The following is a 23,175-nucleotide window of genomic DNA, read 5'->3' on the forward strand; positions in this document are numbered from 1 at the left end:
GAGGGCGCACCCCGCGGCTGACCGCGCCCCGCCTCACACGCCGGGGTCGCGGCCGCCCGCGCGGGTGCGGTGCGGGCCCAGTTCGCGCAGGACCTCGCCGAGGTCGGCGGCGGTGAGCGCGGGCGCCGGCAGGGACGGCGCGGCCGGCGCGGCCGGCGCGGCCCGCAGGCCGCCGAGGAACAGGGCGAGCGGGCGGCGCCAGGCGTCCGGCGTGGTCGCCGCGGTCAGCGCGGGGACCGCGCGGCCGAGCGCCGCGAGCCCGAACAGGACGTCCTCGGTGGTGACGTCGGCGCGCACGGTGCCCTCGTCCCGGCAGCGGACCAGCAGCGCGTCCACGGTCCGGCGGTTGTGCTCGTGCACGGCCTCCAGGCTGTCCACGCCCCGCAGATGCGTGGTCATCAGGTCGTTGGAGCCGCGGTCGGCGGCCAGGGCCGTGAAGACGACGTCCAGATAGGCGGTGAGGCCCGCCCACGCGTCCGGCGCCTTCCTGGCCCGCTCACCCGCCTCCATCGTGCCGGTCAGCGAGTCCCGGAACACGGCGTCCACGAGCGCGGTGCGGGTGGGGAAGTGGCGGTAGAGCGTCGCGTTGCCGACCCCCGCCCGGCGCGCGATCACGTCCAGCGGCGCGTCCAGCCCCTGCTCGGTGAACACCTCATGGGCCGCCTCCAGCAGAAGCTCCCGGTTGCGTCGCGCGTCGCGTCGCTGCCGGGGCGCTCCCTCGCGTGCGCCGACGGTCATCCTCGCCCTCCGGATCGTACGAACCGGGGAGTGCTCCCCGTGCCCTCGGTGCCGATGCTATCGTCGGCCGGGTAAATGGGGAGCACTCCCCGGTTAAGCCCTTTCCCTCTTCGTCCCCCGGTTCCCAGGAGGTCCCATGGCCGCGCCCACCCTCGACGAACTGGCCGCCCTGCGGGCCGCGGGCGCCGTCCACCGGGTGTCGGTGCCGGGGAGCGGCGAGAGCTGGCTGGTCGTGACGCGCGACGCGGCGCGGGCCGCGCTCACCGATCCACGGCTGCGCAACGACATCCGGCACTCCGCGTCCTGGGACACCGACGGCGGGCACGCCATCGGCCGCAACATGCTCCAGAGCGACCCGCCGCTCCACACCCGCCTGCGCCAGCTGGTCGCCGGCCACTTCACACCGGGACGGACCGCCGCCCTGCGCCCCCGCGTCGAGCGCGTCGCGGGGGGCCTGCTGGACGCGCTGCCGCGCAGGGGCCCGGCGGACCTGGTCGCCCGGTACGCGCTGCCCCTTCCGGTGACGGTGATCTGCGAACTCCTCGGCGTGCCGGGGGCCGACCGCGAGGTCTTCCACACCTGGTCGAACGAGCTGGTCATGCCCACCTCGCCGGAGGCGGCGGCGGCCGCGGCCGGCGCGCTGACCGGCTACCTCACCGACCTGACCGGCGACAAGCGGGACGCCCCGGACGGCACCCTCCTCAGCGACCTGACCGCCGCCGCGGACGCCGGCGGCCTCACCGCCGAGGAACTGCTCGGCATGGCCTTCCTGATCCTGGTCGCCGGCCACGAGACGACCGTCAACCTGATCTCCGCGACCGTCCACAGCCTGCTCACCCACCCCGGCCAGCTGGACCGCCTGCGCGCCGAGCCGGACCTGGCCGAGGGAGCGGTGGAGGAGTCGCTGCGGTTCAACTCACCCGTGCACGCCTCCGCGTTCCGCTTCGCGGCCGAGCCGCTGGAGCTGGCGGGCACCCCGATCGCGGCCGGCGACCCGGTGCTCGTCTCCCTCGCCGCCGCCTCCCGCGACCCCGGCCACTTCCCCGACCCCGACCGCTTCGACATCGGCCGCGCGCCCCGCGGCCACCTGGGCTTCGGCCACGGCCTCCACCACTGCCTGGGCGCCCCGCTGGCCCGGTTGGAGGCCACCGTCGCCGTAAGCCTGCTCCTGGAGCGGTACCCCACGCTCGCGTTCGCCACCGACCCGGCGACGCTCACCTGGCGCACCAGCACGCTGCTGCGGGGGCTGGCGGAACTGCCGTTGCGCCTGGGCTGATCCGCGGGGGCGGGGCGCCCGGGCGGGGCGGGCGGGGCGCTCGGGCGAGGCGGGCGGGGCGGATCCCTCGGCCGCGACGGTCAGGACGGGTCCCGGCCGGGTCGGTCAGGGCGCATCCCCCGGCAGGGTGGCCGGGGCGGGTCCCCCGGCCGGGGCGGTCAGGACGGGTCCTCCGGTACGGCGGACAGCAGGCTGTGTACGACCGGGCCCGCCGAGCCGCCGCCGGTGACGCCCTCCTCGACGACCACGGCGACGGCTACGTTGCCGCGGTGGGCGACGAGCCAGCCGTTGTTGTCCTGGTCGTCGGAGACCTCGGCGGTGCCGGTCTTCGCGCCGACCTCGCCGGGCAGGTCGGCCAGGACGCGCGCGGTGCCGTCGGTGACGGTGTCCCGCATCAGCCCGCGCAGCTGGGTGACGACCTTGCCGGGCAGCGGCTCGGTGCGGGTGCCGTTCTCGTTCCCGGCGGTGACGGACGGCTGGTGGAACTCGCCGGAGACCGCGGTCGCCGTCACCGACGCCATGATCAGGGGGTTGGCCTGGATCCGGCCCTGTCCGATCATCGACGCGGCCTTCTCGGTCTCGTCCCTGGGCACCGGCACCGAGCCGTCGTACGTCGGGATGCCGACGTGCCACTCCTGGCCGACCCCGAAGTAGGTGCGGGCGACCTTGCCCAGCTCCCCCTCGTCGAGCTTGCCGCGCAGGCTGATGAAGGCCGTGTTGCACGACTCGGTGAAGTCCTTGCGGAAGGTGGCGCCCGGGTGCTCCGACGTCTCGACGTTGTGGAACTCCTTCCCGACCGTCAGGTACTTGGGACAGTCCACGACGTCGTCCGGCTCGACCGCGCCCTTGAGCAGCAGGGCGCTGCTGGTGACGATCTTCCAGGTGGAGCCGGGCGCGTAGGTGCCGGAGGCGGCGCGGTTGAAGCCGGTGGAGGGGGAGTTGGCGAGGGCCAGGACCTCGCCGTTGTCGACGCGCAGGGCGACGAGCGCGGCGTTCTTGCCGTCGGCCTTCGCGAGGGCCTGTTCGGCGGCGGACTGCCAGGTGGCGTCCAGGGTGGTGCGCACGGGTCGGTCCGCCGTCGCCGGGTCGGGCTTCTTGCCGAAGGACGCCTCGGTGCGCACGGCCTCGCCGCTGGCGCGGTCGACCAGCTCGACCGCGCCGCGCGGACCCCCGCCGCCCGCGTCGCCGGCGAGCCGGCCCAGGAGCGGTGCCAGGGACGGGTACTGCCCGCCGTTGAGGGAGGTCCCCTCGCGGTCGGTGACCTTCGGAGGGGTGGTCTCCGCGCGCTCAAGCCGGAACTTCTCCGTGTCGCTCAGCCGCGGGTGCACCAGGGACAGCCGCCAGTCCACCTTCCACTCGCCGTCGTCCTGCTCACGCAGCGGCAGCTCCGACTCGTACGTCCAGGTGCCCAGGCCGCTGATCGGCATCCGGGCGGTGAACGGGACGCCGAGGGTGCCGTCCTCGGCCTCCTCGGCGTCCTTCGCCGCCGTCAGTTTCGGTTTCTCGATGTCGAGCCCGGCGGTGAAGCTCTGGAGCACCTCCTCGGCCGTGCCGGGTCTGGTGGTGCGGCCGGCCGCGTTCGGCAGGCGCCCGGCGGACCAGTCGGCGAGGAACGCGCGCGCCTGTTCCATCGCGGCGGGGTCCGGGCCGTCGTCGCCGCGCGCGAAGGGCCCGAGCCCGGCGGCGTACGAGCCGCCCGCGGCGATCGCGAGCACGACCCCCACCGCGGCGACGGCCCGCACACCGTTGCGGGGGCCGCGGCGGCGGGGGGAGGTGAGGTAAGGGGCGTCGGGCATCGGAGGTTCCCTGTCTGTCGGGGGCGGCGGGGCGGTGGCATCGGGGTCGGTGGCGTCGGCTCGGCGCGTCGGCTCGGTACGTCGGCTCGGTACGTCGGCTCGGTACGTCGGCGACGCGCCGGGTCAGCGGCCGGGGCCGGTGGTGTCGGGCCGGTGGGGAGGGGCCGGCGCGTCGGCAGCGCGCCGTGGCAGCGGCCCGGACCACTGGCGACGGACCGGTGGCAAAGATTCGGCGCGTCGGGGGGCGCGCCGGGTGAGCGGCCCGGGCCGGTGCGGCGGGCGGCGCCGGATCACCGGCCCCGCCCGGTGAAGAAGTCGAGGATCGCCCCGGTCGCGTCCAGGTCCTTGCTGACCGGGCCGAACCCCTCCGGCGGGGCGACGGTCGTACCCGGCCAGGTGTGACCGGCGTCGTGGACGACGAGGAGCCGCACAGTGTCGGCGTCCGGGCCGCCGTGGCCGTCCTTCGGCCGCCAGACGGTCTCGTCGTAGCCCTTCCGCGCCCGCGTGACCGGGTCCCCCCCGCCCCCGGCGGCCGCGAACGCCTCCGCGGTGTCCCTTGCCGACAGGCTCGGCAGGATCGGTTCCTCGGGGTCCGGCGGCGGGGAGGGCAGGCCGGCCAGGGGCCGTACGGGGTCGTCGGCGCCGTAGACGACCATGACGGGGACGGTTCCGGTGGGCTTCACCGCGGCGTCGCCCGCGGCCAGCTGGCCGGAGACCGAGGCCGCACCCGCCAGCAGACCGGGGCGTTCGGCGGCGATGCGCAGGGCCATCGAGCCGCCGTTGGAGAACCCGGCGACGTAGACCCGCCGGGGGTCGGCGTGCTCGGTGCGGACCAGGTGCTTGATCAGCGCCTCGGTGAAGCGCACGTCGACCCCCGGGTCCGGGCGCTGCCCGGTCGCCCTGGTGCCCGCGCCCCAGCCCTGGTCGAGGCCCTCGGGGAAGGCGACCAGCATGCCGCGCTCCTCGGCGGCCCGTTCCAGCCTGCTCTTCTCCCGCAGCTCCGCGGCGCCTCCACCGCGGCCGTGGAAGGCGATGACGAGGGGCCTGCGGCCGTCGGCGGCGGGCCGGTGCAGGAGGTAGCGGCGGGTGTGGCCGTCCACCCGCAGCTCCGCGCGGACCTCCGGCGCCGCGGTGGCGGTAGCGCCGGTGCTGGACGCGCCGCTCGCCGGTGGCGCCGCGTCCGGGCGGGAGGAGTCGGCCGAGCAGCCGGCCAGGGGGAGCACGAGGGCGAGGGCGAGCGCACCGGGCCACCGGCTCAGGCGGGGTGCGAGGTCGCGGAAGGAGCGCATGTCCCGAGGAGAGCAACCCCACCGGGCCCCTGTCCAAGAACCATATGGATGTCGGATCGATCAATCCCCGATATGATTACTGCTCGTGGACCTGGTGCGGCACCTGGAGTGCTTCGTGGCTGTTGCAGAAGAGTCACACTTCGGGCGTGCCGCCACCCGTCTAGGCATGGCCCAGCCGCCCCTGTCGCAGCGCATCCAACGGCTGGAGAAGGAGTTGGGCGTCCGGCTCTTCGAGCGCACCAGCCGCCAGGTGACCATCACCGAGGCGGGCACGCTGCTGCTCGCCGAGGCCCGCGAGCTGCTGGCCCGCGCCGAGTCCCTGCGGGCCACCGCGCGCCGCGTCCGCGACGGCGAGACCGGTCTGCTGCGCGCCGCCCTGTCCCCCGACATCTCCGGCGAGACCGTCGCCGCGCTGCTGGCGGACTTCCGGCGCCGCCACGCCGGCCTGGAGCTGGAGCTGCACGAGCTGTCCACCGCCCAGCAGCTCGCCCGGTTCGCCGCCCACGAGCTGGACGTCGGACTGATCCACCACCCCTGCGACGTCACCGGCCTGGAACTGGGTCCGGTGCTCCGCCGCGACCTCGGCGTCCTGCTGCCGCGCGGCGCGGGACCGGCGGACCGGGAGGCGGTGCCGCTCGCCGCTCTCACCGGCTACGACCTGGTCCTCTTCCCGCGCGCCGACGCCCCCGCGGTCTACGACGACCTGCTCACCGCGTGCGCCCGGGGCGGCTGGACGCCCGGGGCCGTACGCCACGGCCAGGGCGCCAGCTTCGTACGCGGCCTGGTGCTGTCGTCCGGGGCCGTCGCCCTGTGCCCGCGCGACACCCGGCTGGTCACCCCAGGCGACCAGGACCTGGTCTGGCGCCCGCTGGCCGGAGCCGCGCCGGCCTGGCGGCACTCCGTGGCCTGGCCGAAGGGGCGCGGCGACGCCGCCGTGTCCGCCTTCACGGACGCGGCCACCCACGCCCTGCGCACCACGGCCGACGCCCACTCGGAGGCCCCCGCCCGGCCCCTGCACCTTCGCCCGGCATCGGAGTACTGGCTATGACGGACCCCGCCGCCTTCGCGCACCCGCCGTCACCCCGCGCCGTCACGCACGCCACCGGCCACCGCCCCGCGCCCCCCACCGCCACGCGCCCGCCGTCGCCCCGCGCCGCCACGCACACGACCGTCCACCGCCCCGCGGTTCCCGCCTCCGCCCCGGCGGCCGGTCGGCCCGCCGCAGCCGCCCCCCGACCGGGCAGGCGCCGCCCGCGCGCCCTCCCGGCCCTCCCGGCCCTCCCGGCCCTCCCGGCCCTCCCGGCCACCCCGGCCACCCCGGCCACCCCGGCCACCCCGGCCACCGGGACCGTCCACCCGGCACGGCGCGCCGGCACCGGCGTCCCCCGCGTGCGGCACGCCCCCGTCGCGCGGTGCGCCGGGCCCGCCCGCCCCCGCCCGGCATCGGAGCCCCGGTCATGACCGACACCGTCACCGCGGCCCGGCTGGGCGCGGCGTTCGCCGAGGCCGGGGTCACCGGCTGGCTGCACGCCGTGAACGTCGACTCCGGTGCGCAGGTGGCGGCCGGCGCGGACCAGGCGGTGTGCACCGCCAGCGTCCACAAGGTGTGCGTGCTGGTGACGCTGCACGAGCAGGCGGCGGCCGGGGTGCTCGACCTCACCGAGCAGGTCGAGTGCCCGCCCACCGGGCGCACCCCGGGGCCCACCGGCCTGTCGGCCATGCTGGACCCGGTCCGGCTGTCGCTGCGGGACGCGGCGTTCTGGATGATGTCCGTCAGCGACAACACCGCCGCCGACCTGCTGCTGCGCCGGGTCGGACTGGACGCCGTCAATAGGACCACCGAGCGGCTCGGCCTGACCCGGACGCGGGCGGTGTACGGCTTCGGCGAGATGCTGGGCACCATGCGGGAGGACACCGGGCCCGCCGGCGCCCAGGCGCTGGCCGACCCGCACGTCATCACCCGGCTGCGCGCCCTGGACCCCGCCCACACCAACCGCAGCACCCCCCGGGACATGACCCGGCTGCTCACCGCGGTCTGGCGGGACGAGGCCTGCCCGCCCGAGTACGGCGCCGCGATGCGCCGGATCATGGGCCTCCAGGTCTGGCCGCACCGCCTGGCCTCGGGCTTCCCCTTCGACGACGTCCACGTGGCCGGCAAGACCGGCAGCCTGCCCACCCTGCGCAACGAGGTCGGCGTCGTCGAGTACCCCGACGGGGGCCGCTACGCCGTCGCCGTCTTCACCCGCACCGCCCACACCGCGGCCACGCTCCCGGCGGCGGACGCGGTCATCGGCACGGCGGCCCGGATCGCGGTGGACGCGCTGCGGGCACCGTGAGCTGCCGAGTCCACAAGATCCCCGGGGGATATCGGGCGCTTTATCCCATTCGGGGGTACATAATCGGACCATGAGTACGGCAACGTATGAACTGCTGGCCGCGCCCGACGCGGTCAACGTGACCGTGGCCTTCATCATCGGACTGGTGGTCGCCGGCGCGCTCATCGGCGCCGTACGGATCGGCCTGCGGGTCATGGACCGGGAGTCGGACCGCCCGCGCGCCGAGGATCAGCCCCACCTCCCCGAGACCGGCGCCGTCCGCGAGGAGCGGGAGATGCGGGAACCCGACGAGATCCCGCTGAACCAGGACGGCAGCCCACGGCTCATGCCCTACGAGCTGCACCACTCCGGCAGCCGCCGGGGCGAGGACCAGACGCGGCGGCGCTGGCTGCCGGGTTCCAGCGGGGCTTTCGGCAGCGGCGGCTCCGGGCACCACTGAACGGACCCGGCAGCGGCGGCTCCCGGCACCACTGAACGGACCCGGCAGCGGCGGCTCCCGGCACCACTGAACGGACCCGGCAGCGGCGGCTCCGGGCACCACTGAACGGGCCCGGCAGCGGCTCCGGGCACCACTGAGCGGGCCCGGCGGCGGGCGGACCGCCGGGCGGATACGGCAGACCGGCCCCGGGCCGCGGGGACGCGACTGAGCGCGCGTAGGGTCACCGGCACCGGCCCCCGCAGCCCAAGGAGCCCCCGCCGTGACGACCGCCCCCCGCCGGCCGCAGCCCCTTCCCGTGATCATCGACTGCGACACCGGCGTCGACGACGCCCTCGCACTGCTGCTGGCGGTCCGCCACCCCGGCCTCGACCTGCGGGCGGTCACCTGCGTGGCCGGGAACACCGACGTGGCGGGCGTCGTACGGAACACCCTGACCGTGCTGGAGCAGGCGGGCGCCCCCGACATCCCCGTCGCCCGGGGCGCCGAACGCCCGCTCATCGAGGGCGTACGCACCGCCCGGCACGTGCACGGGCACGACGGCATGGGCGACCTCGGACTGCCCGCGCCCACCCGCACCGCCGTCGACGTGGACGCGGTGACGCTGCTGCGCCGGGAGATCCTCGCCTCCCCGCGCCCGGTCACCCTGATCCCCACCGCACCGGCGACCAACATCGCGCTGCTGCTGCGCACCCACCCGGAGGTCACCGGGAACATCGAGCGGATCGTGTTCATGGGCGGCGCGGTGACCACCGGGAACGCGACGCCGGTCGCCGAGTTCAACGTCTGGCACGACCCGGAGGCCGCCGCGATCCTGCTCGGCGCCGGGGTGCCGATCACGATGTACGGCCTTGACGTCTTCCAGCGGGTGATCGTCCCGGGCCCGGACGTGCGCCGCCTGCGCGCGAGCGACGAGCCCGGCACCCGGCTCGCCGGTGAGCTGCTCGCCCACCGCGGCCCCGCCACCGACGAGTCCGACCCCGGCGGCGGCCTCGGCGACGCGGGCGCGGTCTGCGCGGTGCTCGACCCGGCGGGCCTGACCACGCACCGGCTGCCCGTCGAGGTCTCCCTGGCCCCGGGGCCGGCCCGCGGGCAGACCGTCGTCGACCGCCGCGTCCGCCCCGGCGAGTCCGAACTCCATGACGGCACCCGGGAGCAGCCGCTGGTGGACGTGGCCCTGGACGTCGACGTGGCCCGCTACGTGGAGCTGTATCTCGCAGCGGTCGAGCGCCGGAGTCCGTAGCCCTCGGCGCGTCGCGGGCACGCGGGTTCGCTTTTCGGGTGATGTGGACAGATCTGTTCGTGTCGCCCGCCCGCTCGCGAAGGAGACCGCGTGACCGTACGCAGCACCGCCGCCAAGCCCGACCTGTCCTCCAAGGACCCCAACTGGTGGCGGCAGGCCGTCATCTACCAGGTCTACCCCCGCAGCTTCGCCGACGCCGACGGCGACGGGCTCGGTGACCTGCGCGGCATCACCCAGCGCCTGACCCATCTGGCGGCCCTGGGCGTCGACGCCCTGTGGCTCAGCCCGTTCTACCCCTCCGAACTCGCCGACGGCGGCTACGACGTCGACGACCACCGCGACGTCGACCCGCGCCTGGGCACCCTGGACGACTTCGACGCGATGGCCGCCGAGGCGCACCGCCTCGGCCTCAAGGTGATCGTCGACCTGGTCCCCAACCACACCTCGCACCGCCACGCGTGGTTCCGGGAGGCCCTGGAGGCGGGCCCCGGCTCCGCGGCCCGCGACCGCTACGTCTTCCGCGACGGCCGCGGCACGCAGGGGGAACTCCCGCCCACCGACTGGCAGTCGGTCTTCGGTGGCAGCGCCTGGAAGCGGGTGCCCGACGGCCAGTGGTACCTCCACCTGTTCACCCCCGAACAGCCCGACCTGAACTGGGAGAACGAGCAGATCCGCGCCGACTTCCGCAGCACGCTGAAGTTCTGGTCGGACCGGGGCGTCGACGGCTTCCGCGTCGACGTCGCGCACGCGCTGGTCAAGGACCTGGCCGAGCCGCTGCGCGACCTCGGTTCCCCCGAGCTGAGCGGCGAGGCGGCGCTCGCGGAGTTCGCGCCCGGCACCCACCCGTTGTACGACCGCGACGACGTCCACGAGGTCTACCGCGACTGGCGCAAGATCCTCGACGCCTACACCCCGCCCCGCATGGCGGTGGCCGAGGCGTGGGTCCCGGGCGCCCGGCGCGCGCTGTACGCCCGCCCGGACGAACTCGGCCAGGCCTTCAACTTCGAGTACCTCCAGGGCGGCTGGGACGCCGCGGAGCTGCGCGGGATCATCACCGGCTCGCTGGCCGACGCGCACGCCGCCGGTGCCTCGGCGACCTGGGTGCTCTCCAACCACGACGTGGTCCGGCACGCCTCCCGGCTGGTCCTGCCGCCGGACACCGACACCGACGCCTGGCTGCTGTCCGGCGGCCACGCCCCGGCCGTCGACGCGGCGGCCGGACTGCGCCGGGCCCGCGCGGCGACGCTGCTGATGCTGGCGTTGCCCGGTTCGGCGTACGTCTACCAGGGCGAGGAGCTGGGGCTGCCCGAGGTGGCCGACCTGCCCACCGAGGTCCTCCAGGACCCGATCTGGGAGCAGACCGGACACGTCCGCAAGGGCCGCGACGGATGCCGGGTGCCGCTGCCGTGGACGACGGAGGGACCGTCGTACGGCTTCGGCGCGGGCGGGGCGTGGCTGCCGCAGCCGCCGGTCTTCTCGGCGTACTCCGTCCAGGCCCAGGACGGGGTGGCGGGCTCGACCCTGGAGCTGTACCGCACGGCCCTGCGCCTGCGCCGCAAGCTGCTCGACGGCGAGTCGCTGACCTGGGCCGACGGCGTGCCGGCGGGGGTCCTGCAGTTCGACCGCACGGACCGCTGGCGCTGCGTCACCAACCTCACCGGCGCCACGGTCGGCCTCCCGGCCGGCGAGGTACTGCTGAGCAGCAGCCCCCTGGACGACGGCCGCCTGGGCCCGGACACGACGGTGTGGCTGGGGCTGTAGCCCCCGTCCCTCACCCGGACGGCCGCACGCGCTGGTGGCGGGACGGGGACGGTGGTGGCCTGGGAGGTGCGGCCGTCCCTGTGCGGCGCCGGCCGCACCGGCCCTCCAGGAGGCACCGATGCAGCACGCCCCCGCCGCCCGTCCCCCGCTCGCCGCCGTGCTGTCGGCGGTGCTGGCGCTGACGGCGGCCGCCTGTGCCGGTGGCGGGCGGACGGCGGAGCGCGCCGCCACTCCCGCACCGACGGCCCCACGGTCCCCGGCCGCGCTGACGCCGACCGCCGTGCCGCCCGTGCTCACCCGGGGGCAGGCTCGGGCGGCCCTGATCACCGAGGACGACCTGGGTGAGGCGTGGGAGCCGACGCGGGGCGCCGCGACCTGGCGGGACGAGCTGCTCAAGGCCACCACCGAGCGGCCGGACTGCGGTCGTCTGCTGGACGTCCTGTACACCGAGGACCTCTTCGGCACCGCCACCGCGCCCCGCGCCACGGCCGCCCTGGACGACGCGGACGGCGGGGCCCAGCTGCACTACCGGGTCACCTCGCACCGCGCCGCCGACCTCGACCGGACGCTGGCCTGGCTCGGGACCCTGCCGGACACGTGCGGGCGCTTCACGTCCCGGGCCGCCCAGGGCGCCGCCCGGTCGGTCCGGGTCGCCGCCCTGACTCTGCCGGAGGCGGGGGAGGCCCGGCAGGGCGTGCGAGTCACGGTGGACGGGGGAGGCGACACCGTCCTCACCGTGGACCTCGTCGCCGTACGCGTCGGCGACGACGCCGCCAGCCTGACCAACGGCACCCTCACCGAACCGGCCACCGACGCCACCTGGACGGCCACCGACACGGGCGCCCGGCGTCTGACGGAGGTCCGGCGGCAGGGGCGGGCGCAGGTGTAGGACAGGCCCCCGGGCGGGGCGGCCGAGCCCCGGTCCACGGGCGGCGGGCGGCGGGCAGCGGGCAGCGGGCAGCGGGCGGCCGGGCAACGCTCCACGGCCGACCGAAAACGCCACCCGGACGGCCGCCCACACAAGCGCACGGCGCTTGGCGGACGCCCGGCGCCAGCGGCGGGCGCAGGTGTAGGACAGGCCCCCGGCGGGGCGGCCGAGCCCCGATCCACGGGCGGCGAGCGCGGGCCGCCGGGCCACGCTCCACGGCCGACCGAACGCCACCCGGACGGCCCGAGCGCACGGCGCATGGCGGACGCCCGGCGGCAGGGGCGGGCGCAGGTGTAGGGCACGTGGCGGACGGGCCGCGTGCTACAGCCCGGCTCCCGAGTCGCGGCCGAAGTGGCGGCGGTGGGTCAGCACCTCGCGGGCCACGGCGTGGGCGGTGCGGCCGCGGGCGAACGCGTCGGCGCGCAGCCGGGCCAGGGCCTCGTCGGCGTCGATCCGCAGCTGCGCCATGATCATGCCGACGGCACGGTATACCTCGTCGTGGTCACCGGCCACCTCGTCCAGCCAGGCCCCCTCCCGGCGCGGCAGGGCCATCAGGGCCACCGTGATGACCCCGGCCACCAGCCGTGCCGTGCGCAACTGCGGCCCGCTCAGGCCACCGGGGGTGTCGCGGTAGAGGTCGAGGGTGCCCAGGCACACCTCGTCCGTGCCCAGCGGCAGCGCGTAGACCGCGCGGACACCGACCGCCGTGACCTGCTGGGCGAAGACCGGCCACCGCCCGGCGTCCGCGCCGGACGCCAGGTCGCAGGCGAGCACCGGCGCGCCCGTCTCGGCGGCAGACACACAGGGGCCGGTGCCCAGCGTGGCCTGGATCTCCGCCAGGTACGACGCCCGGGTCCCGCTCGCGCACAACCGCACCGGCACGCCCTCGCCGCGCAGCGACGCGCTCGCCCCGGTCACCGGCAGCAGCCGTACGGCCATCTCGCACATCCGCCCCGGCACCTCGCCCGGCGGTGTGCCGCGCACCTCGGCGGCGATCAGCTCGGCGGTGGAGGAGCCGCCGTCCGGGAGCCCGCGGGGTTCGTCGCTGGGCGGCACGCGCACCGCCTCCTTCCCGCACGGCGACCGAGGGCCGACTACCCCTGCCCGACCGGCGGAAACCGGCGGACCGGCGGGGCACGGCCCGCGCAGCTACAGCGGCGGCTGGGCGGGCGCCGGACCGAGCGTCGTCGTGCCGGGCGCGGTGCGGTGCCCGAGGCCGGTGCGGTACGCGTCGAGGGCCGCCTCCACGCGGCCGGTGCGGCGCAGCAGGTCGCCGAGGAGCCGGCACAGGTCGGCCAGGTCACCGGCCGCGCCCGCCCGCTCCAGCAGGCTCAGCGCGCGCACGTAGTGCTCCTCCGCGGCCTCGGTGTCCCGGGCGTCCTCGGCGATGATGCCGAGCAGCCGGTGCGCGCCCGCGGAGTGCACGGCGCCGCGCTCGGAGGAGAGGTCGTCCAGCACCCCGTGCAGCAGCCCGGCGGCCTCCTCGGACTTGCCGCGCCGGTGCAGTACGTCGGCCAGCTCGACGGCGACCTGGCTGCTGTAGAGGGCGGCACGGGTGGCGGAGAGCATGCTCAGCGCCTCCCGCATCTCCTCCTCGGCGCGCGGGAGTTCGCCGTTCTGGGCGTAGACGTACCCGCGCATCCAGTGGCAGTTGGCCAACTCGGTGCGCAGGTGCAGCGTGCGGTACAGCTCGGCGGCCTTGGCGAGCGACGCGTCCGCCTCGGCCAGGCGGCCCTCGGCGAGCAGGGTACGGGCGACCGAGCGGTGCATCCGGGCGACCAGCGCGGGGTCACCGGCGCTGGGGGCGAGGGAGAGGGCCAGTTCGGCGGCCTGGGCGGCGCGCGCGTGGGCGCCCATGTCCATGTACGGGCCGATCGCGCTGGCGTAGAGCAGCAGCAGCGCGTCGGGGTCGTGCAGGCCGCCGCGGTTCAGCTCGTCGAGGGTGGACTCCAGGAGGTAGACGGCGTACCGCAGTTCACCGGCGAGGTAGTGCGCCACCGCGCGTCCGCGCAGGGCCGGGACCCGGCCGGGCAGCGGGGCGCCGGCGTCGGCGAGGCACCGCTCGGCCCGTTCGAAGTACTGGCGCCCGGCGGCCAGTTCGCCGGTCTCCATGGCGCACTCGCCGAGCCCGAGCAGCGCGGCGGCGCGTTCCTCGGGCAGTTCGTGCGCCTCGGCCTCGGCGAGCAGCCCGGCGTACTGCCCGGCGGCCTGTTCGGCGCCCTCGGTGGCGAGGGTGCGCTGCGCCTCGGTGAGCCTGAGCCGCAGGTCCGTGGCGAGCCGTGCCGGGCGCCCGGTTGCCAGCTCCTCGTAGCCCACGCCCAGCCGCTCGGCGAGATGCCGCAGCGCGTCGTCGGAGGGGCGGACGCGGCCGGCCTCCAGGGTGGAGATGTAGGCGGGTGTGTACGCCGGTTCCGCGAGCTGGCGCTGGGTCATCCCGCGCTCGGCCCGCAGTCGTTGCACCCGGCGTCCGATGGCCCCTCGGTCGTCACGGTCCCCCACTGCCAACTCCCCCTGCGTCTCTTGCCGTTCGACTCGGACGGCTCTAGGTTAATCCGCGTGTTAAGCGCGCTTAACAGTGCTTGACACGATCCCCGGATCCCGCAGAGGACGCCGTGCCCGTACGCCCCCGCACCGCCGAACGCTACGCCAGAGCCCTCGCCGCCGCCCTCGCCGCCGTGGCCTGCCTGCTGCTGGCCGCGAACGCCGGCCCGACGGCCACGGCCGGCTCCCCCGCACCGGCGCCGGTCGGAGAAACCGCCCCGGACCTGGAAGAGCTGGCTTCCGTGAACCGCTGAGCGGCGTCCGGGCAACGACGAGGGCGACGAGTACTGCCCCTGCGACCACGAGCCGTGCCCGTCCCTCGCTCCTCTCCGCGGTCGCGCGCTGATAGACAGATGGGTCAAGCCCGGACGGGGTCCGGGTCAGAGAGGAGCCGGCGTGCGGGCACACCACAACCGGGACAACGAACGGGAGTCGGCCACCGACCCACGGCGAGCCGTCCGCCGCCCCGCGCAGGACCCGAGAGACGCCCGGCTGCTCGGTCTGCAGGAGAGCGCCGGCAACGACGCCGTCACGGAGTCCCTCCGCCGGTCCGGACATCCGGGCGCGCAGGAGGGGGCCACCGTGCAGCGGGCGCCGAAGCGCGGCCACGAGGAGAGCACCGAGGGCGAGATCAACCCGCTCGCGGTCAGCATGATCGGTGGGGCACTCGGCCGCACGGACACCTACGAGAACACGGGCGGCCAGTCCCACAAACTGCCCAAGGACAACAAGGAAGGCGCCTGCTGGGAGTGGGCGGTCCGCGCCGCCTCGGACGGCGGCGGGCTCTCCCACGAAGAGTGCTGGAATTACCTGATCAGCAATGGTGAGTCGAGCAAGCTCAGCCAGATCGCCCCTGCGGTCAAGCAGCAACTTGACCAACTGCGCTCCCAGATCACGGCCGCCGGACTGCAGTACGACCCCTGGAAGATAGACGAGAAGCACCCGGAAGAGACCACCCTGCCCCTCATGCGACAGGCGACGGAGGGCTTCGTGCGAGCCCACGGCCTGGAGGTGACAGATCCGGCGAACGCGGCCGGCTGGGTCGTGTGCAACTACAAGATGACGGGAAGGGTCGCCGCCCCCGACCACTTCTGGATCGAACTTCCTGATCCGAAGACCGGCAAGCGCGTGGTGCTCCAGACGGTTCCGGGCGTCGATCACATCGAGGCCGGCGGGCCGGAACTGCGCTGGCACGAGAAGGACAGCGTGAAGGAACGGCAGAGCGAGCACGAGGTGCACCAGAAGATCGAGGTACCCGTCGCGGCGCTCAAGGGCCGGCACACCGAGATCATCAACGGCATCCTGGAGACGGGCCGCCGCACCCGGGCCAAGGCCGGACGCGCTTAGCGGGTGTCGGTCGGCTCAGCCCTGGGTCTGCAACCGGCTCAGTTCCCGCCGCACATGGTCCAGGGCGCCCTCGCGGCGCCCCGGTACCCGGCCGCGCAGCGCGGCGAGGGCCGCGCCCAGTTCGCGGGCCGGGCCGGTGTCGCGCACCCGCCCCCACTGGTGGTGGGCCCGGTCGACGGCCGCCTCCACGGCGGGTGACCGCGGGGGCTGGCCGGCGCCCAGCCGGGCCTCGGCCACCGTCAGCCAGGCCCGGCAGCTGCGCACCGGGTCCCCCGCGAACATCGCCAGGTCGGCCCGGACCTCCGTCCAGTGCAGCGCCTCCTCGGAGGCCGGCCCGTAGGCGTGGGCGGCGGCCCCCTCGTGCCGGGCGGCGAGGGCGTCCGCGTCCGGGTGCCGGCCGGCCTGCACGGCGGCGGCGATGACGGCGTGCGGGTCGCCCGCGGCCGGCCCCGGCGCGGTCAGCACCAGGTCCGCGCCGACCGCCGCGCCGCCGGCCGCCGCCTCGGCCGCCGTGCGGGCCAGCGCCTGCTGGTGCAGCTCGTCGGGGGGCGGCCGGTGCCCGCTGCGCAGGATCGTGGCGAGGGCCCGCATGTACGAGGGGGCGGCCAGCGTCCGCCGCGCGGGCGGCGGCGCGACGCGACCGTAAACAGCGTTGTTGCGTCCGCAGTCCAGCGGGTTCGCCCGCAGCCACTGCCAGGTCTCCTGGTCGGCGTGCAGGTCGAGCAGCAGCGTCGTCGCACCGCTCGGCCGCAGTCGCAGCTCCTCGCGGATCCAGTGCCAGGGCAGGGCGGTGTAGCGGACGGTGGCCGGGGTGGTGCGGGCCAGGGCCAGGTGCGGCAGGCGCTGGCGCCGGTCCAGCTGGAGCTGCCCGGCGACGTAGACGGTCAGCGGTCCCGGGGCCGCCGCCGCGGCGCGCAGCCGGGTGAGGACGGCCTGCGGCTCAAGCGGGTCGGCGAGTTCGACGACGTTCGCCGTGTCGGTGCCGGACAGCACGGCGGGCGGCACGGCCGCGAGCACGGGGAGCACGGAGGCGGCGTCCACCAGGCATCCCCTGCCCACGGGCGACGCCGCGAGCAGCAGCACGGTTCCGGGCATGTCCCCTCCCCCTGTCGATCACGTACGGCAGCACCGTAACCGCTGCGGCTGCACAGCGGGTCGCTCAGGGCCACTTCGGGGGCCGCCCCACCCGCCGTACCGCGAAGACCGTGGTGTCGTCGGCCAGCCGCCCCCGGCAGTGCCGCAGCGTGCCGTCCCGTACGAGGGTCACCAGCCGCTGCGGCGCGGCGTTCGCGGAGTCGGCGTCGACGGCGCGGGCGACGGCCTCGCCGTACCGGTAGAACCGCCCGTCGGGATCGCGGGCCTCGGTGACCCCGTCGGTGACGAGCAGCAGCGCCTCGTCGTCGGCGAGCGCCACGCGGATCACCGACACCACGGGCCCGGGGGCGAGGTCGCTCATGCCCAGCGGCAGGCCGCCGCCGACCGGCAACGCGCGCACCCCGCGGGGGCCGACCGCCAGGGGCGGCTCGTGGCCGAAGACGACGACCTCCACGGCGTCGGGCAGGTCGGTGCGGAAGCCGACCAGCACGGCCGTGGCGAACCGGTCTCCGTCGGCGTGGCCGAGGGCCGCGGTGTGCGCGCGGTGGCGCAGCATGCGGATCTCCAGGTGTCCGGCGACCACGGCGAGGTCCGGCTCGTGGAACGCGGCGTCCCGGAAGGTGCCGAGCAGGGCGGCGGCCGCGTCCACCGAGCCCAGGCCCTTGCCCTGCACGTCGCCGAGGAGGACGCGGGTGCCGTGCGGCCCGGGCTGGATGTCGTAGAAGTCGCCGCCGACGCGGGCCTGGCTGTCCGCGGCGAGGTAGACGGCGGCGTGCTCCAGGCCGCCGAATCCCACCGGGAGCGGGCGCAGCACGGTGCGGCGCGTGGTCTCCGCGATGTCCCGCATGTGCAGCATGCGCTGCTCGCCGCCGACCCGGACCGCAGCCACCACCACCGCGACCGCGCCGCCGATGACGACGAGCAGCAGGCCGGGCAGCCCGGTCTCCTGACGGTGCTTCCAGACCAGGTCGGCGAGGAGGTAGACGCCCACCGACAGCGTCGCGAACAGGGCCGTGGCCCGCACTCCGCAGATCGCGGCGGCGACACCGGGGACCAGCACGGTCCAGGAGATGATCTGGAACACGCCGGTGGTGAGGTCGGCCGCGGCGATACCGGCGAGCAGCACCAGCGGGACCAGCCAGGCGACGGTGTGCCCGCGCACGCTCAGCAGCTCGTGCCGCGACACGAAGTCGCCGCGGCCGGCGGCCTGGACCAGCCGTCCCCACTTCCACCGGCCACGCACCGGCCTGCGCACGCGACCCCTCACAGGGGCAAGCGAAACACGCCCCCCGGCACCCCGCATCCTGACTTGCCGCCCGGCCCGCCCAGGTGTGCCCTGGAAGTCGGGGCGAGGCGAGAGGAGTGCTCTCATGGCGCACGCGGTACCGACACACACGCCGCCCGACGTCTTCGGCGCGCGGACCCACCTGCTGGCGAAATGGGCGATGCCGTTGGCGATCGGCCTGGTCTACGGGTACTGGGTCGCGTCCGTACGCCGCCACGGCGGGCCCGTCACCGGCTGGAACCTGCTGGTCGGCTTCCTGAGCGTCCTCGTGTTCTTCGTGCTCTACGTCGCGGTCCGCGCGGTGTCGGCGCGGCTGCCGCGGGAGGGCCACGCGGTGCTGTGGGGCGCGTTCGCGGGCAGCGCGCTGGGGTTCCTGTACTCCGGCAGCGGCGTGGCCATGTTCACGTCCATCCTGGTGTCCCTGCTGCTGGCGGCGGCGGTGGCGGGGTCATTGTTCTACCGCTACTGCACCCACGAGGACGCCGAGGAGGCGCGGGCGGCGCGTACTTAGGGGCCATATGCAGTCACGCCGGTCGCCCGAGGCCGCGGTACGGGCTTGCCTGGGAGGGTGGCCCCGCGACTTCGGAGCGGCCTGTCGGCCGTACTGATCTCTCTCGCCTGCCTGCTCGCACCGTGCGGCACGCTGGCGGGCTGGGTCGCGTACGGGCTGGCCGACACCGGGCGGTACGTCGCGGCCATGGCGCCGCTCGCCGACGACCCGGACGTGCGGGACACGGTCGCCGACACCCTGGGCGCCGGAGTGGCCGACGAGGTCGCGGCCGGCCCCGGCAACGGCGCCGTGCGGCTCTTGGTGCGGGACGCGGCCCGTTCCTTCACCCGGACCGAAGCCTTCCGCGTGGGCTGGGACGCGGCCAACCGCGCCGTCCACGTCGCCGTACTGCGCGCCCTGCGGGACGACGGGGCACGGGGCCGCCCCGTCACCGTCGACCTGGCGCCCGTCACCGCACGCGTACGGGAGCGCCTGGCCGAGGACCACGTGCCGTTCGCGCGGCGCATTCCCGTCCGGCACACCGCGGTCACCGTGCTCCCGGCCCACGAGGCGGACCGGCTCAGGGAGGGCTACCACGTGCTCGACGTCGCCGCCTTCTGGCTGCCGCTCGCGGCGGTCGCCTTCGCGGTCACCGGCATCGCGGTCGCCGCCTGCCGCCGCCGCGCGCTCACGGCCGCCGGGATCGGCACCGCCCTGGGCGGGGCACTGCTCGCCCTGGCCGTCGTGCTCGGCCGCCGGCTCACCGTCACCGGCCTCCCCGGCCCGGTGGACGGCCCCGCCGCGGGCGCCGCCTACGACGCCCTCACCGAGACCCTGCGCACGGCCTCCTGGCTGCTCGTCGGCCTCGGCCTCACGGTGGCCCTGACCTCCTGGCTCACGGCCCGCCTCCGCCACCTCCTGCACCGCCGCCGTCCCCCCACACCGTCCGCCACCGATCCCACGACCCCCGGGCCGAACCGCACCCGGCTCTGAAATCACTTGGCGGGACCGGCGTCCGGCTCCGGGATCATTCGGCGGGATCCGCACCCGGGCGGCCGGCATCGGTAACGGGGAGGCCCTGAACCATGACTCCGGTGGTTCAGAGACCCAGCACGCCGGCACCGTGTTCCGGTGGCCCAGGTCGCACTTGTCTCAGATCGCACTGATCAAGCCGGCCACACTCGCCAAGGAACAGTTGCCGCCCCTGTGCGCCAGGCCGGCGGAGTTCAACCGGCACATCGTCGGCCGCATCGAGGTCGTACGGGAGTTCCACGCACCGGCGTAGGGGCCCGGCGCGCAACTTTCGGCCCCCGGCTCCCGTCTTTGAGGGAGGATTCGGGCATCGCATCCGCGAGCGAAGGGCCGGGACTTGGACACCGACACGGCGACCGGTGAGTGGACGGACTCCTCCGGCCGAACGGCCGACCGCCGCACCGGACGGCGTTTCGGAGCCTGGTGCGCGGCGCTGCTCTTCGCCCTGGTCAGCGTGGTCGTCGGCGGCCGCGTCGCGGACACCGACGGCGTCACCCCCGTACCGCAGCTGCTCGCCTTCCTGCCCTGGCTGCTCGTGCCGACCGGCACCGGTCTGCTACTGACGCTGCTCGCGCGGTGGTGGACCGGCGCGGTGTGGGGCGTCGCCCTGCTCGGGCTGCTGGCCTGGTTCATCGAGCCGTACGGCAAGTCCGTCGAGCCCGCCGGGCCGCCCCTCGCCGAGCTGCGGGTACTGACCTCGAACGTCGAGTTCGGGCAGGGCACCGACGCGCTCGTCGCGGCCGTCCGGGAGGAGAAGCCCGACCTCGTATTCGTTCAGGAGTGCGAGTACACGTGCGACGCGGCGCTGCGCCGCGACCTCGCCGCCGACTACCCCCACCGGCGGGCCGTGGAGGGCGGCGGCTCCGAGGGGTCGGTCATCCTGAGCGCCTTCCCGCTCAAGGCCACCGCCGGCGTCCCCGGCACCATGGGCATGCCGGGCGCCGTCGCCGACGTGCGCGGCCACGCCGTACGGCTCCAGCTCGCCCACCCGATGCCGCCGCTGCCGGACCAGGTGGGCCTGTGGCGCGACGAGCTGGACGCGCTGCGGGACGCGGTCGCCGGGGACCGAGGAACGCCCGCCGTCGTGGCCGGCGACTTCAACGCCTCCCAGGACCACGCCGCCTTCCGCCGCATCCTCGACACGGGGCTGCGCGACGCCGCCCGGCTGGCCGGGGCCGACCGTACGGTCAGCTGGCCGGCCCGGACCGCCCCGGCGTTCGGCGTGCAGATCGACCACGTCCTCGTGTCGGAGGACTTCGCCGCGCGCGACGCCCGGTTCCTGGACCTGGCCGACACCGACCACCGCGCGCTGGTCGTCGACCTCACGCTGCACGGGTCCGGCTGAGGGGCCGGCGGGGCGGCGGGGCTCAGACGCCGATGTCCTCGCCGTCCGCGCGCCACACCGCCACGACCGCCGGGCGCACGATCTTCCCCGGCCCGTCGGGCCAGGTGCTGGCGGGCTCCTCCACGGAGGCGCCGTCCACCTCGCCCGGGTGCTGCACGGCGACCAGCACGCGCCGGTCCTGGATGAGCGGACCGCAGGTCTCCGCGCCGGTCGGCACGGTCAGGAACTGCTTCAGCTCACCGCGCCGGTCGCCCTTGGTCGCGACGCCGAAGAGGCCGTCGTGGGTGCCGAGCGCGTTGCCGTCGGTGGAGATCCACAGGTTGCCGTGGTTGTCGAAGGCCACGTTGTCCGGGCAGGAGATCGGGCTGACCCGGTCCTTCGGGAAGCCCGCGAAGTAGGTCGCCGGGTCCTCCGGGTCGCCCGCGACCAGGAACAGCGACCAGGCGAAGGTGGTGGCGTCGGCCCGGTTCCAGCGCTCGGTCAGCTCCAGGACGTGCCCGTGCTTGTTGGCGTGGCGCGGGTTGGCCTCGTCCGCCTTGGCATTGGAGCCCACCCCGCGGTTGGAGTTGTTGGTGAGGGCGACGTACACCTTGCCGGTCGCCGGCGACGGCTCGATGTCCTCGGGCCGGTCCATCTTCGTCGCGCCGACCCTGTCCCCGGCGAGCCGCGTGAACACGCACACCTCCTCGGCGCTCATGCCCTCGACGTGCGAGACGGCGCCGTCCTCGGTCGCGGTGACCAGCGGGATCCAGCGGCCGCTGCCGTCGAACTCGCCGTCGCGCGGCAGCCTGCCCGTGCCGTCGATCTCGATCGCCGGGGAGTCCCCGCTGAGCCCCGCGACGTACAGGGTGCCCTCGTCGAGCAGCGACAGGTTGTGCTCGCGCGCCCCGCGGCTGCTGCCGTGCCGCATCCGCTTGCTGCCTACGAACTTGTAGAAGTAGTCGAACCGCTCGTCGTCGCCGGTGTAGACGACCGGGCGGCCGTCCCAGGTCAGCCGCACGGTGGCGGCCTCGTGCTTGAAGCGGCCGAGCAGGGTGTGCTTGCGGGGCGTGGAGTCCGGGTCGTACGGGTCGAGCTCGACGACGTACCCGAAGCGGTGCACCTCGTTCGGTTCCTGGGCGACGTCGAACCGCTTGTCGAAGCGTTCCCACTTGCGCTCGGTGGCGCCGGTGCCGACCCCGTACCGCTTGTCGGTGGTGCTGTGGCCGTTGGCGAAGTACTGGTTGAAGTTCTCCTCGCCGTGCAACGTGGTGCCCCACGGGGTGGTGCCGCCGGAGCAGTTGTTGAGGGTGCCGAGCACCTTGCGCCCGGACCGGTCGACGGAGGTCTTCACCAGGTCGGACCCGGCGGCGGGCCCGGTCAGCCGGAACTCGGTGGTGGCGGTGACCCGCCGGTTGAGCCGATGCCGCGAGACGGGCGTCAGCCGCCCACTCCTCCTTTCCTCCTCCACGGCTACGACGGACAGCCCGTGTGCGGCCCAGGCGACCTCGACCTGCTCGCGCGTCGGATTCTCGGGGTCGTAGCCCCGGAACATAAGAATCTCGTCGGTGTACTCATGGTTGGCGACGAGGACCTGCCGGCCGCGCTCGCCCCGCAGCGGCAGCAGCGCCAGGAAGTCGTTGTTGTACCCGAACTGACCGGCCTGGGCCTCGGCGGTCTGCTTCTCCGGGTCGAAGGCGGGCGCCCCGCGCAGAATGGGTTCACCCCAACGGATCACGACGTCCTGCCGGTAACCCTCCGGAACGGTGACGGTGTCGTCCGTGTTGGGTGCGACGGGCGTGAACCGCAGCCCGCGCGCACCCTGCGGTTTCGGACGGTGCCCGTGCCCCCGGCCGGCCACCGGCGCGGCCTGCGCCGACGGCGCCCCGGCCACGCCCACGGCCCCGGCACCCGCCGCGGCGACGGTCACGACGGCCGCGGCACGCATCATGGAACGGCGGCTGAGCGCGCCGGCGATCACGTCACCGACGTACTCGTTGGAGCTGGTGTTGGGCACCTCGTGGAAACAGGCGTCACCACACCGGAAACGGCAGGTCATGGCGGACCGGCCGCCGGGATGCGAACCGGACGGCGTGCCGATCAACGGCAGCAGCTTGCGCACTGTGTTCTCCCCTTGAGAAACCCTGGTAACCCTTGGTGTCAGCGCGACCGTAGGTGCACATACGTGCGGGAGCCGGGCGGTGCGGTGAACGACGGGTGAACCCCCGGAAGCCGGAAGGGAATTGCCGCGGCGTCTC

21 protein-coding genes are annotated in these 23,175 nt (G+C 75.4%); 13 read left to right on the forward strand and 8 right to left on the reverse strand.

Annotation, left to right across the window (positions count from 1 at the left end; genetic code table 11):
- Nucleotides 1-33 precede the first annotated feature (33 nt).
- Entirely contained in the window at nucleotides 34-738 is a 705-nt protein-coding gene (locus ACFWR9_RS05905; protein WP_383836107.1) for a TetR/AcrR family transcriptional regulator, read from the reverse strand.
- 136 nt (nucleotides 739-874) lie between these two features.
- Between ACFWR9_RS05905 and ACFWR9_RS05910 the strand changes: the two genes are divergently transcribed.
- Entirely contained in the window at nucleotides 875-2,014 is a 1,140-nt protein-coding gene (locus ACFWR9_RS05910) for a cytochrome P450 (protein WP_383836110.1), read from the forward strand.
- A 158-nt stretch (nucleotides 2,015-2,172) separates the two neighbouring features.
- Here the strand turns inward: ACFWR9_RS05910 and ACFWR9_RS05915 are convergent, their stop codons facing one another.
- On the reverse strand, nucleotides 2,173-3,810 hold the full coding sequence (locus ACFWR9_RS05915; RefSeq protein WP_383836113.1) for a penicillin-binding transpeptidase domain-containing protein: 1,638 nt from the start codon (nucleotides 3,808-3,810) through the stop codon (nucleotides 2,173-2,175).
- 290 nt (nucleotides 3,811-4,100) lie between these two features.
- Nucleotides 4,101-5,099, reverse strand: coding sequence for an alpha/beta hydrolase family esterase (locus ACFWR9_RS05920; RefSeq protein WP_383836115.1), 999 nt, complete (start codon nucleotides 5,097-5,099; stop codon nucleotides 4,101-4,103).
- An 85-nt stretch (nucleotides 5,100-5,184) separates the two neighbouring features.
- On the opposite strand from ACFWR9_RS05920, the gene ACFWR9_RS05925 reads away from it, so the two are divergent.
- The 6 genes from ACFWR9_RS05925 to ACFWR9_RS05950 all read left to right on the forward strand — a co-directional run bounded on the left by ACFWR9_RS05925 (nucleotide 5,185) and on the right by ACFWR9_RS05950 (nucleotide 11,764).
- A complete protein-coding gene (locus ACFWR9_RS05925) occupies nucleotides 5,185-6,147 on the forward strand; it encodes a LysR family transcriptional regulator (protein ID WP_383836118.1) in 963 nt (320 codons plus the stop codon).
- Nucleotides 6,148-6,556: 409 nt separating this feature from the next.
- The gene (locus tag ACFWR9_RS05930) at nucleotides 6,557-7,435 is read left to right on the forward strand and encodes a serine hydrolase (protein ID WP_383836121.1); all 879 of its coding nucleotides are present in this window, start codon (nucleotides 6,557-6,559) and stop codon (nucleotides 7,433-7,435) included.
- 70 nt (nucleotides 7,436-7,505) lie between these two features.
- Nucleotides 7,506-7,874 (forward strand): DUF6479 family protein, encoded by a 369-nt coding sequence (locus ACFWR9_RS05935; RefSeq protein ID WP_383836124.1) that lies wholly within the window; start codon nucleotides 7,506-7,508, stop codon nucleotides 7,872-7,874.
- A 259-nt stretch (nucleotides 7,875-8,133) separates the two neighbouring features.
- Nucleotides 8,134-9,114 carry a nucleoside hydrolase gene (locus tag ACFWR9_RS05940; RefSeq protein ID WP_383836127.1) on the forward strand — a complete coding sequence of 327 codons (981 nt, stop codon included), beginning with the start codon at nucleotides 8,134-8,136 and terminating at the stop codon, nucleotides 9,112-9,114.
- A 90-nt stretch (nucleotides 9,115-9,204) separates the two neighbouring features.
- Nucleotides 9,205-10,875: an alpha-amylase family glycosyl hydrolase gene (locus tag ACFWR9_RS05945; RefSeq protein ID WP_383836130.1), complete on the forward strand. Its 1,671-nt coding sequence runs from the start codon at nucleotides 9,205-9,207 to the stop codon at nucleotides 10,873-10,875.
- A 118-nt stretch (nucleotides 10,876-10,993) separates the two neighbouring features.
- Nucleotides 10,994-11,764 (forward strand): hypothetical protein, encoded by a 771-nt coding sequence (locus ACFWR9_RS05950; RefSeq protein ID WP_383836133.1) that lies wholly within the window; start codon nucleotides 10,994-10,996, stop codon nucleotides 11,762-11,764.
- Nucleotides 11,765-12,124: 360 nt separating this feature from the next.
- Here ACFWR9_RS05950 and ACFWR9_RS05955 read toward each other — a convergent pair whose 3' ends face one another.
- Both ACFWR9_RS05955 and ACFWR9_RS05960 read right to left on the reverse strand, forming a co-directional pair.
- Entirely contained in the window at nucleotides 12,125-12,865 is a 741-nt protein-coding gene (locus tag ACFWR9_RS05955) for a GAF and ANTAR domain-containing protein (RefSeq protein ID WP_383836136.1), read from the reverse strand.
- Between the two features lie 87 nt (nucleotides 12,866-12,952).
- Nucleotides 12,953-14,302: a helix-turn-helix domain-containing protein gene (locus ACFWR9_RS05960; protein ID WP_383836139.1), complete on the reverse strand. Its 1,350-nt coding sequence runs from the start codon at nucleotides 14,300-14,302 to the stop codon at nucleotides 12,953-12,955.
- Nucleotides 14,303-14,415: 113 nt separating this feature from the next.
- On the opposite strand from ACFWR9_RS05960, the gene ACFWR9_RS05965 reads away from it, so the two are divergent.
- The gene (locus ACFWR9_RS05965; RefSeq protein ID WP_383836142.1) at nucleotides 14,416-14,598 is read left to right on the forward strand and encodes a hypothetical protein; all 183 of its coding nucleotides are present in this window, start codon (nucleotides 14,416-14,418) and stop codon (nucleotides 14,596-14,598) included.
- 142 nt (nucleotides 14,599-14,740) lie between these two features.
- Entirely contained in the window at nucleotides 14,741-15,691 is a 951-nt protein-coding gene (locus ACFWR9_RS05970; protein WP_383836145.1) for a hypothetical protein, read from the forward strand.
- A 15-nt stretch (nucleotides 15,692-15,706) separates the two neighbouring features.
- On the opposite strand, the gene ACFWR9_RS05975 is transcribed toward ACFWR9_RS05970, so the two are convergent.
- Both ACFWR9_RS05975 and ACFWR9_RS05980 read right to left on the reverse strand, forming a co-directional pair.
- Nucleotides 15,707-16,786 carry a hypothetical protein gene (locus ACFWR9_RS05975; protein WP_383836148.1) on the reverse strand — a complete coding sequence of 360 codons (1,080 nt, stop codon included), beginning with the start codon at nucleotides 16,784-16,786 and terminating at the stop codon, nucleotides 15,707-15,709.
- 64 nt (nucleotides 16,787-16,850) lie between these two features.
- Entirely contained in the window at nucleotides 16,851-18,041 is a 1,191-nt protein-coding gene (locus ACFWR9_RS05980; protein ID WP_383836151.1) for a PP2C family protein-serine/threonine phosphatase, read from the reverse strand.
- A gap of 115 nt (nucleotides 18,042-18,156) precedes the next feature.
- Here ACFWR9_RS05980 and ACFWR9_RS05985 point away from each other — a divergent pair, with 115 nt between their 5' ends.
- The 4 genes from ACFWR9_RS05985 (at nucleotide 18,157) to ACFWR9_RS06000 (ending at nucleotide 20,938) form a co-directional block, all read left to right on the forward strand.
- Nucleotides 18,157-18,582: a hypothetical protein gene (locus ACFWR9_RS05985; RefSeq protein ID WP_383836154.1), complete on the forward strand. Its 426-nt coding sequence runs from the start codon at nucleotides 18,157-18,159 to the stop codon at nucleotides 18,580-18,582.
- Nucleotides 18,583-18,639: 57 nt separating this feature from the next.
- Complete coding sequence (locus tag ACFWR9_RS05990; protein ID WP_383836157.1) at nucleotides 18,640-19,554, forward strand: hypothetical protein; 915 nt, start codon at nucleotides 18,640-18,642, stop codon at nucleotides 19,552-19,554.
- Nucleotides 19,555-19,708: 154 nt separating this feature from the next.
- The gene (locus ACFWR9_RS05995) at nucleotides 19,709-19,846 is read left to right on the forward strand and encodes a hypothetical protein (RefSeq protein ID WP_383836160.1); all 138 of its coding nucleotides are present in this window, start codon (nucleotides 19,709-19,711) and stop codon (nucleotides 19,844-19,846) included.
- Between the two features lie 84 nt (nucleotides 19,847-19,930).
- Nucleotides 19,931-20,938 (forward strand): endonuclease/exonuclease/phosphatase family protein, encoded by a 1,008-nt coding sequence (locus ACFWR9_RS06000; RefSeq protein WP_383836163.1) that lies wholly within the window; start codon nucleotides 19,931-19,933, stop codon nucleotides 20,936-20,938.
- 22 nt (nucleotides 20,939-20,960) lie between these two features.
- Here ACFWR9_RS06000 and ACFWR9_RS06005 read toward each other — a convergent pair whose 3' ends face one another.
- Nucleotides 20,961-23,039, reverse strand: coding sequence for a PhoX family protein (locus ACFWR9_RS06005; RefSeq protein ID WP_383836166.1), 2,079 nt, complete (start codon nucleotides 23,037-23,039; stop codon nucleotides 20,961-20,963).
- Nucleotides 23,040-23,175 lie beyond the last annotated feature (136 nt).

The organism is Streptomyces sp. NPDC058534, from assembly GCF_042717365.1.
In the GTDB taxonomy this organism is placed as follows: Bacteria; Actinomycetota; Actinomycetes; order Streptomycetales; family Streptomycetaceae; genus Streptomyces.